Below are 15,016 nucleotides of genomic sequence, written 5' to 3'. Positions count from 1 at the left end.
CAGGCGCGACTCTCATCGTGGCGCGGAGATCCATCTCCAACCAGACGCCGGATAGATTTAAGCAAGCCTACTCACATCATACAAAATCAGCTTGCAAAAAGGAGGGTGACCATAGATTTTTTTATGCCTGTACGCAACGCAGAAAGCCGCGCGCCAGGCCTGTCGGGCAGAAAGCCCATAACCTCCTGAACAGAAAGTTCAAACTATGAAACTCCTCCTCGACGCCAATGGCAATGCAGTTCTCCGCGATGGCAAACCCGTGTATGTGCACGACGACGGGCGTGAAATCGTCTTTGATGCCAAGCAGGCCTTCGACAAGATCGGCCAGCTGACCGGTGAAAACACCGATTACAAGCGCCGCTTCACCGAATCGGAAGCGAAAGTGAAGCTGTTCGAAGGCATCGAAGATCCGGCGGCGGCCATCAAGGCGCTGGAAACCGTCAAGAATTTTGACGAGGGCAAGTTGGTCACGGCCGGCAAGGTCGAGGAAATCAAGACCGCTGCTGCCAAGGCCGCGCAGGAGCAGGTGGCTGCTGCCGCCAAGGCCAGCGCAACTCGCGAGCAGGAATTGACCGGCATGCTCGAAAAGCGCACTGCCGAGCTCAATGCCCACATGATCGGCGGCAGCTTTGCCGGCTCGAAGTTGCTCACGGACGACAAGCATCCGACTCGCCTGGCCATTCCTGCAGAGATGGCGAAAGCCTATTTCGGCAGCAACTTCAAAGTAGAGGACGGCAAGATGGTCCCTTACGACGCCAGCGGCAACAAGATCTATTCGCCCACGCGGCCTGGTGAGGTGGCGGACTTTGATGAAGGCCTGGATGCGCTCGTTCGCGCATGCCCGTTCAAGGACCAGATCATCCGTGCCTCGGGCGCATCGGGCGGCGGCGCGCAGCAGCGTGACGTTCCAAATGGCGGTCAGAAAACTCAGGGCAATCTCGGTGGGACGCGCGAAGAGCGTACCACTGCTTTTGCCGCTCAATATCCCGAATTAGCGAAAGGCTAAAAATGTCTCTCTCCCAAATGCAAGTCTTCAACAAATACATCATGCCGGCGACCATCGAAACGCTGGCGCAGATGGTGGAAAAGTTCAACGCAGCCAGTAATGGCGCCATCCGTCTTACCACGGAAGGTTTTGAAGGCGACTTCCTGCAAGAATCGTTCTTCGCTGCGATCCATTCGGCACAGCGCCGCGTGAATCGCTACGGCGCCAATGGCGCGGCCGCAGCAACGGATTTGACCCAGCTCAAACATAGCTCGGTCAAAATCGCTGGCGGCTTCGGCCCGATTCGATTCGAGCCGTCGCAAATGACCTGGCTGCATAAGCCGACCGCTGAAGGCATCGAGGTTGCATCGCGCAATTTCGCCGAAGCGATGATGGCTGATCAGCTGAACACCGCCATTGCAGCGCTGGTCGCAGCCATCAGCAACAACGCGAACACGGTCAACGACGTGAGCGCAACCCAGGGCGTGGACTACATTGCCATGAACGAAGCCCACGGCAAGTTCGGCGATCACAGCGGCAACCTGGTCGCGCAGATCATGAACGGCACCACCTTCCACAAGCTGATCGGCGCCAACCTGGCCAATGCCAAGCAGCTGTTCCAGGCTCAAAACGTTCGTGTTGTCGATATTCTCGGCAAGGCAGTGGTCGTTACCGACGCGCCGGCGCTGTATTCGGCTGCTGTGGGCGCATCGCCTGGCCCTGCTGCGCCTGCCAAGCTGCGTGTGCTGTCCTTGGCCGAAGGTGCCGCAACCGTTACCGACGGTTCCGACATCATCAGCAACATTGAGACGACCAATGGCAATCAGCGCATCGAAACCACGATGCAGGTCGACTATACCTTTGGCCTCGGCCTGAAGGGCTACACCTGGGACGAAGCCTCGGGCGGCAAATCGCCGTCCGACGCCGCGCTGGCTACCGGCTCCAACTGGGACAAGGTGGCCACCAGCGATAAGCACACGGCTGGCGTGATCACCATCGGTGACGCGACCAAGTAAGCCCGCGCCGCGCCTCTCAACGGGGGCGCGGCTTCTCCATCAAGCACAAGAAACGGAGTTCCAAATGGAAAATGTACCGGCAAACATCTGGTATCTGCCAGGGCCGATGTTCCAATACAACGAGGACGTCAAGGCGCTCGCGCGCCAGGCTGGCCTCAAGATCATCGATGCAAACGTGGCTATTGGCCGCGTCAATGCAGCTGATGACGTACCGGAAGTCACGATCAAGGCCGAATATGTTGATCAAGGCCCGGGCGAACGCGTGCCGACTGCGGCCGAGTTGATGGCTGCTCGCGCTGATCTGCTGGCCGCGCACGAAGACCTGCAGCAACGCGAACGCGAGCTGGCGGCCGAGAAAGAGCGCGTTGCCAAGCAGGCGCACGAAAATGAGCTCGCTGCGGCCCGCAACGCGGCGCAGGCCGCCGCCAACGAAGCCGAGGCCCAACGCCTGCGCGACGAAGTGGCCAAGCAGGCCGCTGCTACCCAGGCGGCAGCCGCTGAGTCGAAGCCTGCCAAGGCCAAGACAGCCTAAACGCCACCATCGCTCGCCACGCGCGGGCTTTCCACATCAGGATCAGCATGCTTACAATTGAAACTGGCGCTGGCGCCCCCGATGCCGACAGCTACGCGAGCATCAGCCAGGCGGATGCGCGCTGCGCCAGCCTGGGCCGGACCGATTGGGCGGCGCTGGCCGAGGCCGATAAGGAAATCGCCCTGCGCAAGGCGATGATCTTCATGGCCACCTACCGCACGCGCTGGGCCGGTCGTCGCGTCTATCAGCGCCAGATGCTGGACTGGCCGCGCTACAACGTCGTGGTCGACGGCTTCATCGTGCCCAGCACAATCGTTCCGCCGGACGTGGTCAATGCCTTCATCGACCTGGCCATGCGCGCCGGCAGCGGCGAGGATCTGCTACCCGACCTCAACATCGGCTCGAACGCGATCAAGAAAGACAAGACCGGCCCGCTGGAAACAGAGTACTTCCAGAACACCACGGACGCGCGAGAGCGCTTCGTGGCCGTGGACGCGCTGTTGGCGCCGTACTTCGGCATGGCCGGCGGCGGCAATTCGATGAAGGTGACACGGGCATGAGTATTAGTCCATCAATCCACCGCGAGGCGTTTGGCCTGCTATGCGACGACCTGATCTACACCGGCATGTCACGCGCGGTCTGGACGAGCGCCATGGTGCCAGACTGCGTTATCAAGATCGAGGAACGGGCCGGATACTTCCAGAACGTCGTTGAATGGGAAACTTGGCAGCGCGTCAAGGATACGCCGCTGTCGCGCTGGTTCGCCGCTTGCCGTTGGATCAGTCCGAACGGCACCATACTGGTGATGGAGCGCACGCGCTCCGCCGGTGATTCCCAGTACCCGGAGAAGATGCCCGCCTTCCTTTGCGACTTCAAGCGTCGCAATTACGGCATGTTGGGTGAGTTTCTGGTCTGCCACGACTATGGCACGAACATGTTGTTCGAAAACGGCATGACAAAACGGATGATCAAGGCGGACTGGAGTGACAGCGCATGACCGACTACACCAAAACCGCCCAGCGCGCCGACCAGTCCCTGCGCCGCAAGGGCGGCATCGTGGTGCTGCGCCAGGTCGTGACCGGCGAGTACGATCCGGGCCTGGGCACGGCGCCCAGCACGACCACTGACTACGAAGGCACGGGTGTCAAGATCAATTACGAGGCCGAGAACATCGACGGCACGCTGATCCAGGCGGGCGACCAGCAATTGCTGCTGTCGCCGCTGCAGCGCAACGGCGCGCCGATGCCTACGCCGACCAATGCTGATTTGGTGCTGTTCGGTGGTGCCAGCTACACGATCAAGACCGTTGAAGCCACGGCCCCGGTCGACGTGGCCGTACTGCACACGCTCCAGCTGCGGGGGATTTGATGGCAAGTATGTCGTTTTCCATGCAGATCGCCGAATTCATCGCCAAGACCAAGGCGAGCCAGGATTTGGTGGTGCGCGCCATCACCATGAAGGTCGACAATAAGCTGGTGCAGCGCTCGCCGGTCGGTGACGCCAAGTTCTGGAAGCACAAGCCGCCACCCGGTTATACCGGCGGCCGCTTCCGCGCCAACTGGCAGCTTTCCATCGGCTCGCCCGTCACCGGCGTGCGCGACCTGATCGACAAGGACGGCAGTGCCACGATTGCCGCCCACGGCAGCACGATCAGTGCGGCGAAGGCGGGCGACGTGATCTATCTCGTGAACAACCTGCCTTATGCGAAACGCATCGAAGAGGGCTGGTCCCGCCAGGCGCCCGTCGGCGTGGTGATGCTGACGGTCGTGGAATTCCGCACAATTGTGGACAATGCTGTGAACGGCGTGCGCGACGGCACCACCGCAAGCGAGTTCGCTCAAGGCTATTCGAGCTATAAATTATGAGCCAAGCAACAATACGCGCGGCACTGGAGGCGGCCCTGGCCAGCCTCGCGCCAGCCATCGACACCGCTTGGCAGAACGTGCCGTACACGCCAGTCACCGGCCGACCGTATCAAGCGGCCTATTTGCTGCCAGCGGAACCGGACAATCATTCCTTGGGGGACGGCTCGCGCCAGGAGCGCGGCATCTTCCAGGTCAGCTTGCTGTATCCGCCGGGCCAGGGCACTGCCGCCGCCGGCATGCGTGCTGAAATGATCAAGGAGCTGTTCCGTCGCGGCGCAAGCTTCACGAAGGGCGATGTGACCGTGCAGATTGAGCGTACGCCTGAAATCGCTGTCGGCCGCGAAGACGGCGACCGATGGATGGTCCCGGTCAAGATTCGCTGGTTCTGCAACCTGTAACCCGCATCACCCACACAGATCGCCTCGGCGGTCTATTTTTTCGACCAAAGAAAGGCAATCCATACCATGACCACTGCAAACGGCATCGACAGCCTGCTCGTTATCGGCAAGCAAACAGCGGAAGGCACGAAGGCGCTGGCCGCCGCCGGCCGCCTCTATCCGCGCGTGACCGCGACGTTCGACACGGACGCTGACAAGTATTCGAGCAACGAGATTGACCCGAGCCAGCAACAGAGCGATACCCGCCTGGGCAACTTCCGTACCTCCGGCGCCATTAAAGGGGAAGCCAGCTGCGGCACCTACGCTGTGCTGCTGGCCGCGCTGCTGCGCCGCGACTTCACGGCCGGCGGTACTACTGCGGCGCAAAATACCATCGCATCGGGTGCCACGGGTCTGACCCGCAGCGCCGGTTCCTGGCTGGCCGACGGTCACCGCGCCGGTACTGTCGTGCGCATCGGCGGCTTCCTGACCACCGGCGCCGCCAACAACGGCAAGAATTTCTTCGTCACGTCCGCCACCGCGCTGAAGCTGACGGGCCAGTTTATGGACGGCAGCGCCATGACGGTGAAAGTCGAAGGTGATCCGGTGACCGTGACCGCAACCGGAAAGCGCAGCTTCACGCCGTTGACCGGGCACACCACCGACTGGTTCACCGCGGAAGTGCAGGATCCGGGTATTGCCGTGAATCGCTGCTTCATCGACCAGCTGGTCAGCAAGGTCGATATTGCCGTGCAGCCGAATGGCATCACCAGCATGGACTTCACCCTGATGGGCAAGCTGGAAGGCCCGACCACGCCGGCCGCGTACTTCAACGCGCCAGCATCCACGCCCGGCACCGGCAAGTTCTCCGGCGCCACCGCGATGCTGTCGGTCGCGGGCATCCCGTCGCAAATCTGCACGGGTATGTCGCTGTCGCTGGATGGCCAGGTCAAAATCGATCCGGTGATCGGCTCCAAGTTCGCCACCGCCGCCTCGCGCGGCAAGGTGCTGGGCAGTGGCCAGTTCACGGTGCTGATGCAGGATTCGGCATACATCGACTACTTCAAGCAGGAAGTCGAGCTGCCGCTGGCGTACGCCATGGCGGCCAGCACGGCGCCGACGGCTGAAGTGATGACGATCGCCATGGGCCGTATCAAGATCACCAGCGCCAAGGTGGACGACGGCGAGAAAAACAAGATCGTGACCTGCGCCTTCGACATCCTGCGCTACCAAGGCAACGACGCGCAGCACGAGGCCACGACCGTGTCCTTCCAGGACACGAGCCTGGTGTAACCATTCCGCCCGGCCGGCGCCGGGCTTTCCTTTTGGCGCAAGTGCCACCCCAGCACCGACCGGTCGCTGTCGCCTTCGTGGGCGCAGCGGCCGGCACGGGCACTTATCAAAACCCACGAAAGGCATTACCCATGAATACCACTGCTTCCCTGAACACCGCTCAAATCCTGGCCATCGCCGGCTTCGATATCGCCAACCTGTCCGCGCCGGCAGAGCGCGTCACCGTCAAGGTGCCGGTCCTGTTCGACGAGGACGGCGAGCCTACCGCCGGCTTCATCATCGTTGGCAAGAACTCCGAAGAGTACCGCAACGAAAACCATGCCCTGCGGGCCGAAGGTTACAAGAAGTCGGCGAAGCGTAAAACCGCGATCGATGCTTCGACAGACGCTGGCGCCGATCAACTGGTCAGCCTGATCGACGACAACGCAAAGCGCCTGGCGCTGGCCGTAACGGTCGGCTGGTACGGCTTCACCAGTGCCGGCGCCGAAGCTCCGTTCGATAAGTCGGTGGCGTCGGCGTCGTTCGATAAATTCCCGACCTGGCAAGAGCGCGTTTCCGCTGCCCTGGAAAAGGACGCTGATTTTTTGAAAGTCTAGTCGTCGCGATGCTGCTGTACGCCGATCACCAATTCGACCGTGCTGCAGCAGCAGGTGACGGCAACGCCAAGGGCGATCATTTGGACACCGCCCGGCAGAACCCGCTTTACCGGGCGCCCGAGGCGCCGGTCGTGCCGCAGTTACCGCCAGAGCTGGCCTACATCTGGGCCTGGTTCACGTTACTGAACCAGAAGCGCCAGTGCGGCATGGCTGTGAACGCGCTCACCAGCGCTGAAATATTGGCCTGGCAGGCGCGCCACCAGGTGCGCTTCGATCCGTTTGAAGAAGGCGTGATCGATCGCCTCGACGCGTTGTTCATGCATCACCAAAACAAGAAGGAACCTTAAATGCCCGATATCGCTCAGCTTGGACTTTCCATCGACACTCGCCAGGTGGTTGAGGGCAGCAAGGCCCTGGATTCCCTTGGCGAGGCAGCGGTGCGCGTCGAGCAAAAGACCGCTGGCGCCACGGCTGCCGTCGACAAGTTGGGCGAGGCCAGCGCTGGGGCCAAGTCCAAGGCCGCCGAAGGTGCAACGGCTGTCGATGCGCTGGGTGATGCTGGTGCGCGGGTCGCGCCAAAAGTGGCTGGGGCTACCACGTCCGTTGATTCGCTGAGCGCGGCGACGGCGCGCGTGCGCTCGACATCGGCCGAGGGCGTCGGCGCGCTGGACAACTTCACAAACTCGTCGGCTGGTGTGTGGCGCCGCGGAAGCGATGCTGCCAAGAGCGTGGAAGCGCTTGGCGATGCCACGCAGCGCACTGGCCAGCGTGCAGCCGTCAGCAATGGCCAGATGGATGACACGTCCAAAATCATGCGTGCCCAGGCTGAGCAGGCGCGTCAGGCAGCCCAGGCCACGACGGCGCTGGGCGGTTCGACCACCCAATTGACGCTGGGCCAGCAGCAACTGATCGAGCGTATGCGTGAGCAGGCAGCCACAATTGGCATGAGCCGTACCCAGCTGCTTGCCTATCAGGCAGCGCAAATGGGCGTGACCAAGGAAACGCAGCAGGCTATCGCCGCGATTAAGGGCTATGAGGACGCCATCAGGGCTGCGGCAAAGGCAAAGGAGGATGCCGCTAAATCGTCAGACGTATTGGCGCTTGCAGTCAAGGCTCTTGTCGCGGCCTATGCCGCCCTGAAGGTATGGGACTACATCAAGGAATCGTCGCTGCTGGCGGCCCGGTATGAGACGCTTGGTGTGGTCGTTCAAGTCGTCGGCCGCAATGCGGGCTACACCAAAACCCAGATGGATACGGCGACCGACTCGATCGCTCGTCAGGGAATTACCATGGTCGAGTCGCGTGAGTCGGCAACCAAGCTGGTCCAGGCGCACGTCGATCTGAAAAACGCCACAGTGCTGGCGCGAATCGCCCAGGACGCGGCCGTGATCGGTCACTTGAATTCGTCGGATGCGTTCGACCGCCTGGTGAACGGGATCTCGCGCGGCAACGTGCTGATCCTGCGGAACATCGGTATTAACGTGAACCTTCAGACGGCATATCGTCAGATGGCTGATGAGCTGGGCAAGACGACCAAGGAACTATCGGAGAACGAGCGCGTGCAAGCGCGCCTCAATGCCGTGATCGAGCGCGGCTCGGATATCGCTGGCACCTACGAGGCCGCCATGGGTACGGCCGGAAAACAAATCACGTCGATGCAACGCTACATGACCGACCTGAAAACCGTGGTCGGCGAAACCTTCCTTGAGGTGTTGACCGTTACAGTCATGGCGTTGACGAAGGGCCTCAAGGACGCGAACGGCGAAGTTAGTGAATTGTCGCGGAATAACCAATTGCACGAATGGGGCAGCACGCTCGCGCAGGTGTTCGTTGTGGTCGCCGACAACGTCAACAATGCTTTTTCCGCAATGAAGCTGCTGGGCGCGGCGGGTTCGTATGCAAGCAAGGCTTCTGAAATTCATACCCAATACACGATTGACCGCTCGGAGGCAGGTTTTAGCATTACAGGTCAAATTGATGCCTACAAGAAGATGCAAGCGGCGATGGAGGCAAACGCCAAACTGCTTGGCGATACGAAAGACCAGATCCTCGCCGGTGAAGATAAGTTCCAAAAAGCCTATGACGAGCGCGTGATAACTATCAATGCGAAAAGAAAAAAAGACGCTGACGAAAAGCTTAAGGTTGAAGGCGATTACGCACAGCGCGCGCAGGCTCTGCTGGTAGAGAACGCTGGCAAGAGCCTGAAAATTCAGCAGGATGCCCAAATAGCGCTTGCAAATTCCGTATATGTCGGTACACCCACTTACCGCGACACGGAAGGCCGAGAACCCAAGCCAAAGGCCGATCAAGTCGAGAACACGCAGCTTGCCGATCAAATCAAGCAGTATGCCAAAGAGGCCGCCACAGCGAAAGCGCATTACGACGCACTGGGCAAGCTCGACGACATGTATCTCAAGGGAGGCGAGCTTTCCGTGGAGCAGGCCTACCAGAACAAGCGCGACTACGCCCTGAAAACCTATGAGGCTGAGATCGATTCTTTCGACCAGCAGATCGGAGCACTGCAAGGGCACAACAGCGCGACGAAGGCAGAGGCAGCCAAGCACCAGAAGGAACTGAACGAGATCCTGGGTAAGCGCGACGCAGCCGAAAAGGCCTTCTTTGACGCAAGCTTCATCCGTGACGAGGAAGAGCGCCTGCGCCAAGCGGCCACCGCGACGGCCGCAGCCGATGCTGCGAACAAGGAAATCGCATCGATTAATGCGCAAGTCGCAGCCGTCGAAGAGCAGATCCGCACGTACGGCATGCTGCCAGCGGCCAAGACGGCACTGGCCATTGCCGACCTGGAAGAGCAGAACGCGGCCTTGGCTGGCTTCGCGAATAGCGAGAAGACCATCGAGCTGAATAATCGCAAGATCGACAGTTTGAGGCGCTTGCGCGCCGCGCAAGGTGTCGCCCAGGCCCAGGAGGCAGGCACCGACGTCGCCAAAGCCAAGGAGTTGCTGGACATTTTGACGGCCGTCGACACGGCGGCGCAGGCTGCTGCCACCGGCATGGCCGAATCGTTCGGTGCCGTGGGCAAAGCGATCGGCGGACTGACCACGGCATTGACCGGCTACGAGCGCACGCAAGCGGGCATTGCCGCCCAGCTGGCTGCCGGCATCAAGGACGCCGGCGACAATCCTCTGAAGGTTGCCAAGGCCCAAGCCGCCGCAGCGCAGCAGGGCGCCCAGGCGCAGATCAAGTCTTATGGCGACATGGCCAGCGCCGCCAAGGGCTTCTTCAAGGAAAACAGCACCGGTTACAAGGTGATGGAAACTGCAGAAAAAGCATTTCGTGCATACGAAATGGCGATGGCTGTCGAGTCGATGATCAAGAAGATTTTCTTCAAAGAGGCGGAGGTCGCCGCCAACCTGACCTTGAACGCCACTAAGTTGACCGGTGAGGCGACGACCACGGCCGCGTCCACTGGCCTGGCCGCGACCGAGGCCAGCGCCTGGGGCATTACGGCCGTGGTGAAAGCCCTGGCCTCGCTACCGTTCCCGATGAACTTGGCGGCCGGCGCCGCGACGCTGGCTGCTGTAGTTGCAATCGGGGCAAAAATGTTCGGTGGCATGGGCGGGGGCAGCGTCAGCCTGTCCGAACAACGCCAGGCGGCCAACGGCACCGGCACGGTGCTGGGCGATTCGTCCGCGAAATCGGAATCGATCGCGCACAGCTTGGCAATCATGGAGAAAAACTCTGGCCTGGGATTGGCGCACACCATTTCGATGGACTCGTCGCTGAGGAAGATGGTGAGCGGGATCGGCAATCTGGCCGGCCTACTCGCCCGCTCGGGCGTAGTTGCCGAGGGCGGTGGTGCGGCAGCTGGCATACAGACCGGCTCGGCGCCGACGTTCGGCAAGGGTGGGCAACTGGCCCTGTCCGGTGCGGCCACCTACGGCGGCGCCATGCTGGGTGGCAGTATCGCTGGCGCGATGACGATGGGCACGATTGGCGGCAGCTTGACGATGATGGGCGCGGTCGCTGGCCCCATCGGCATGGCAATCGGTGCGGCAATCGGCTTTGCGGTATCGAAATTGTTTAAGACTTCGACGTCGATCAAAGACCAGGGCATTACCGGCAACGCCATGTCGCTTGGGAATGTGGACGCGTTGGGCTTTACCGCCCAAGCTTATGCCGATGTCAACACGAAGAAGAAGGCATTCGGCTTCACCTATAAGGACAAGGACAGCACACAAACCGCCGCGCTGTCGGGGGAAATGAATAACCAGTTCACCATGATCATCAGCAGCATGGGACAGACGATCCGCGGTGCTGCTGATGCGCTGGGCATAGGCGGCGATGCATTCAACACTCGGCTTAATTCGTTTGTCGTCGATCTGGGCAAGATCAGCTTGAAAGGTCTGTCTGGCGAGGAACAGCAGAAAGCACTGGAAACCGCATTTTCCAAGATGGGCGATGACATGGCCCGCTGGGGCGTGGCAGGCCTGCAGCAATATCAGGCCGTAGGTGAGGGCTATCTGGAAACGCTGGTTCGTGTCACCAACGACTACATACAGGTGTCCGACGTGCTGGCCGTGTTGGGTAAGTCCTTCAATACTACCGGTCTTGGCGCGGTGGCGCTGAGCGAAAGCCTGATCGCGGCCGCCGGCGGCCTTGACAAGCTGACCAGCGGTACCGGCTTCTTCGTCGAAAACTTTCTGTCGGAAGCGGAGCGCATGGCACCGATCACGAAATCGGTGAACGATGCCATGGGCAAGCTGGGCGTATCGGGCGTGACGACGATCGATCAGTTTAAGGCCTTGGTGTTGGCGCAGGACCTGAACACGGCTGCTGGCCAGGCGATGTATGTGGAGCTGATTGCCCTTGCCGAACCGTTCAAGAAAGCTGCCGATTACGCTGCCGAAGTGGCTGCGGCAACTGGCGAGTATGCAGCGGTGCTCAAAACCGCCAGCGAAATTGCCAGCGAACGCATGGATCTGCAAAAGCAGCTGAACGAGCTGACGAAAAGCGAAACGGAACTGCTGGCCATCCAGCGCTCCAGCGTCGCCGCCGTCAATCGTGCACTGTTCGACCAGGTGCAGGCGGCTAGGGCGGTCGTGTCGGCCAAGGATGCGTTGGGCAAGGCCTACGAAAAGGAATCGGCAGCGGCCCAGACGGCGCTGGATAAATCGAAATCGTGGGTGGCCACGCTCAACAGCCTGAACGCCAGCATGGCTCTGGGCAGCCAGTCCGTGCTGACGCCGGAGCAAAAGTACGCCGAAGCGCGTGCCCAGTTCGAGAAAACCCTGGCGGCGGCGAATGCCGGCGATGCGACGGCGCAGTCCGGCCTGTCGGCTGCTGAGCAGGCATTCCTGACGGCGTCGCAGGTGGTGAACGCCTCGGATGCGAAGTACGCGGCGGATTACGCCCGCGTCATCGCCGCCAACGAGGACGCCGCCAAGTGGGCCTCCGCTCAGGTCGACGTGCATCAGGCCAGCCTGGATGCCCTCAAGGCCCAGGTGTCGGGCCTGATCACCATCAACGATAGCGTGCTGACGGTGGCGCAAGCCATCGCCAACCTGCGTGCGGCGATGGGCACGGCGAGTGGCATGGGCGTGCAGTTCGACGGCTCCCATGCCGGCGGCCTGGCCAATGTGCCATTTGATGGCTACGCGGCCGAGCTGCACCGCGGCGAAGTGGTGGTGGACGCGCAAGCTGCCGCTGCCATGCGCCGTTACTTCGGCGGCGCGCCAAGCCAGGGCGGCGGCAATACGGACGCCCTGGTGGCCGAGATCAAGAGCCTGCGGGAAGAGGTCAAAGGGCTGCGCGCTGATCAGGCCAAGCAAACCGGCGCCACCATCCTGGCCACCGTCGAATCGAACGACAAAGCGGCCCAGACGGTCGTGGCCGGCGTCGATAAATCCGCCAAGGCATCCGCCTGGGCGAAACAAGTGGAGTACTCGCAATGACAGATGAGCAGTTTTTGCAATGGCTGAAGAGTCCGCGAGCCATCCGCATGGTGCTGATCGAGGCACAAGTGAATGTGGGCGGCAGCGAGGTCACGCGCTATATTGCCTCGCGGCCGTATGTCACGGGTCCAGCGGAGGTGCCGGCCAACACCGTGTATCTGCCGCTGGCCACTGGCGGCCTGGCCTTCACCGAGCAGGTGAGCCTGACCGGTGAGGCTGGACTGTCGGGGGGGGATATCGAGTTGGGCAATGCAGACGGCAAGCTCGACAGCTGGCTCGGCGACGTGTGGCGCAATCGACCGATCAAGGCCTGGTCCGGCGATCCGCGTTGGCCGCGCGCCGATTTCCGCCTGGTGTTTGATGGCATCATTGCCGATATCGGTAGTTCGAGCCGGGAAGCGCTCAACCTGTCCCTGCGCGACAAGCTGCAGCGTCTCGACACGCCGATCTCCGAGGCCAAGCTGGGCGGCGTCTCACCCAACAAGGACGCGACCCTGCCGATCCCGTTTGGCGAGTGTCACAACGTCACGCCCTTACTGACCAACCCGGCCACGTTGGAGTATGGTTTTCTCGGTGCAGTCGAATCGACGTTCGAAGTCCGCACCAACGGCAAGCCGGTCCCTGTCACCATCAACAATGCGACTGGACGCTTCACGCTGACAATCAACCCGCAGGCGAATGCTGTTACCGCCAGCGTGCAGGGCGATGTCGTCGGCGGGTATGCCCCGCGCATCGCGCCGCTGGTGCAGCGCATTGCGACGGCCTACGGCAAGGCGGCCGACCGTTTTACTCTGGCTGATCTCGACCTGGTCAACCTGGCCGCCTTCGACGCAGCGCACCCGCAACTGGTGGGTCTGTACGTTGCTGACCGGACGAACCAGGCGCAGGCCATCCAGCAACTGGCGGCCAGCGTGGGCGCCCAGGCGATCATGTCGCGCACTGGCCAGCTGCGCCTGGTGCAGATCGCGCTGCCGGCCGCCGGTGTGCCGGTGCAAATTGGCTCCGAGAAAATGCGGATGGGGTCACTGCGCGTCGTGCAGCGTCTCCCCGTGGTCGCCGCCGTCAAGATCGCTTTTGATCGCAATTACACAGTGCAGGCGAGCCTGACCACCAGTATTCCGCCTGCGCATGCCGACTTGTACGGGAAGGAATGGCTGACCGAAACCGCGGTCGACGAGGCGGTGCGTGCGCGCTATCGCCTGACGGACGATCCGCCGCAAATTGAAACCTGCCTCAAGACGAACGAAGATGCCCGTGCGGAAGCGGCGCGCCGCCTGGCCATGAACAAGGTGCAGCGCACGATTTGTGAATTTGACGGAGAACCCGAGATGATGATGCTGGAACTGGGGCAGCCCGTGCGGCTGCGAGATAGTCGATTCGGTCTGCAGGACGGCGTGCCTGGTGTGGTGGTACTGTTGTCGCACCAATGGCTTGCTGGGCGCGTGACTGTGGGAGTGCTGGTATGACGCCCATCGGCGGCGCCAGGGACCGCCTGATCATGAATACGGTGCCGCGCTTCGAGCCTGCCAACGACCGAGTGCTGCTGCTGGCGGCCACTGCGCAGGCATTCAAGGTGGCGGCGACGGCAATTGCCGCGCCTGCCAGCATCGATTTCACGGCAGGACTGATAAATATGCAGGGCCAGGTGACATTCACCGCCAGCAACGCCAGCGTGCTGACGCGCGTCGGCAACGTGGCCAGTATGACCTATGGTGGCATGGTGGGCGACAGCGTGACGATCGCGGCCAGCATCGTGGTCGACGGCCTGACTTACACGGCCAGCCAGACGGTCAGCAAGATTTTCGATGGCGTGACAGGCAACTCGGCACGGATCTGCTACAGCAAGACCAACTTGCTATCGCTGGCCAGCGCGCCAGCGACGATCAGCACACAGGGCGCAACATCCTATCCCCCGATTGATACCTGGGGCGCCGGCACGGTGTGGGAGGGTTCGCCGCCGCTGTTTGGCGCCGGCGAATCGCTGTACCGGTCCGATGGCATTTTCAATCCCGCCAGCGGCACCACAAAGTGGTCGGCGCCGTACCTGAGTGCGCTGAAGGTGGGACAGCTGAGCGCGATCAGCGCCGATCTTGGCAAGGTGACTGCAGGCGATATCTACAGCGCGACGCTGCATGGCGGCGCCGGGTATCCGTCCAGTAACTACGGCTGGCCCAACAACGGCGGCAGTGGCTTTCATTTGAGCGCCCAAGGATTGCTTATTGGAAATATCAATGTGCCAGGCGGCTTTTTTCAGCTGTCGAGTACGGGCTATTTTGAGATGCCAGGGCTTACCGTGACGCCAGGAGGGGCTGGAGTTGCTCCAATTGCAAGGTTTTCAGGTGAGCTGGTAGCGGCCAAAGGGTCTTTTAGAGGCGAGTTGGTGGCTGCTACCGGAACCTTTGGTCTGATTCGCAGTGCAACGAGCGGCCAGCGGACTGAA

At 61.5% G+C, this 15,016-nt stretch carries 14 protein-coding genes; all 14 read left to right on the top strand.

The genetic code is table 11. The annotated features are described in order from the left end of the window. The first annotated feature begins 205 nt into the window (after window positions 1-205). Complete coding sequence (locus CSQ93_RS28290; RefSeq protein WP_099380894.1) at window positions 206-1,006, top strand: DUF6651 domain-containing protein; 801 nt, start codon at window positions 206-208, stop codon at window positions 1,004-1,006. A 2-nt stretch (window positions 1,007-1,008) separates the two neighbouring features. Further along, complete coding sequence (locus CSQ93_RS28285; protein ID WP_099380893.1) at window positions 1,009-2,001, top strand: major capsid protein; 993 nt, start codon at window positions 1,009-1,011, stop codon at window positions 1,999-2,001. A gap of 64 nt (window positions 2,002-2,065) precedes the next feature. Then, window positions 2,066-2,533, top strand: a complete 468-nt coding sequence (locus CSQ93_RS28280; protein WP_099380892.1) for a hypothetical protein — start codon at window positions 2,066-2,068, stop codon at window positions 2,531-2,533. Window positions 2,534-2,580: 47 nt separating this feature from the next. Next, window positions 2,581-3,093, top strand: coding sequence for a DnaT-like ssDNA-binding protein (locus CSQ93_RS28275; RefSeq protein ID WP_099380891.1), 513 nt, complete (start codon window positions 2,581-2,583; stop codon window positions 3,091-3,093). Next, on the top strand, window positions 3,090-3,530 hold the full coding sequence (locus tag CSQ93_RS28270; protein ID WP_099380890.1) for a hypothetical protein: 441 nt from the start codon (window positions 3,090-3,092) through the stop codon (window positions 3,528-3,530). Before CSQ93_RS28275 ends, CSQ93_RS28270 begins: the two co-directional genes overlap by 4 nt. Then, a complete protein-coding gene (locus CSQ93_RS28265) occupies window positions 3,527-3,901 on the top strand; it encodes a hypothetical protein (RefSeq protein ID WP_099380889.1) in 375 nt (124 codons plus the stop codon). Before CSQ93_RS28270 ends, CSQ93_RS28265 begins: the two co-directional genes overlap by 4 nt. A 20-nt stretch (window positions 3,902-3,921) precedes the next feature. Next, window positions 3,922-4,398, top strand: coding sequence for a hypothetical protein (locus tag CSQ93_RS28260; protein WP_233516390.1), 477 nt, complete (start codon window positions 3,922-3,924; stop codon window positions 4,396-4,398). Then, a complete protein-coding gene (locus tag CSQ93_RS28255) occupies window positions 4,395-4,796 on the top strand; it encodes a DUF4128 domain-containing protein (protein ID WP_099380888.1) in 402 nt (133 codons plus the stop codon). Before CSQ93_RS28260 ends, CSQ93_RS28255 begins: the two co-directional genes overlap by 4 nt. Window positions 4,797-4,862: 66 nt before the next feature. After that, window positions 4,863-6,068, top strand: coding sequence for a phage tail tube protein (locus tag CSQ93_RS28250; protein WP_099380887.1), 1,206 nt, complete (start codon window positions 4,863-4,865; stop codon window positions 6,066-6,068). A 131-nt stretch (window positions 6,069-6,199) separates the two neighbouring features. After that, window positions 6,200-6,664: a hypothetical protein gene (locus CSQ93_RS28245; RefSeq protein ID WP_099380886.1), complete on the top strand. Its 465-nt coding sequence runs from the start codon at window positions 6,200-6,202 to the stop codon at window positions 6,662-6,664. An 8-nt stretch (window positions 6,665-6,672) separates the two neighbouring features. Beyond that, window positions 6,673-7,011 (top strand): phage tail assembly chaperone, encoded by a 339-nt coding sequence (locus CSQ93_RS28240; protein WP_099380885.1) that lies wholly within the window; start codon window positions 6,673-6,675, stop codon window positions 7,009-7,011. After that, window positions 7,012-12,576, top strand: a complete 5,565-nt coding sequence (locus tag CSQ93_RS28235; RefSeq protein WP_099380884.1) for a hypothetical protein — start codon at window positions 7,012-7,014, stop codon at window positions 12,574-12,576. Beyond that, on the top strand, window positions 12,573-14,042 hold the full coding sequence (locus tag CSQ93_RS28230; RefSeq protein ID WP_099380883.1) for a hypothetical protein: 1,470 nt from the start codon (window positions 12,573-12,575) through the stop codon (window positions 14,040-14,042). The genes CSQ93_RS28235 and CSQ93_RS28230 overlap by 4 nt, the downstream gene beginning before the upstream one ends. After that, window positions 14,039-15,016, top strand: a 978-nt coding sequence (locus tag CSQ93_RS28225; protein ID WP_158301406.1) for a hypothetical protein, incomplete at its 3' end; no start/stop codon positions are given. The genes CSQ93_RS28230 and CSQ93_RS28225, both read left to right, overlap by 4 nt.

Source organism: Janthinobacterium sp. BJB426 (genome assembly GCF_002735705.1).
Lineage (GTDB): Bacteria > Pseudomonadota > Gammaproteobacteria > Burkholderiales > Burkholderiaceae_D > Janthinobacterium.
This window is presented reverse-complemented; position numbering and strand designations above follow the sequence as displayed.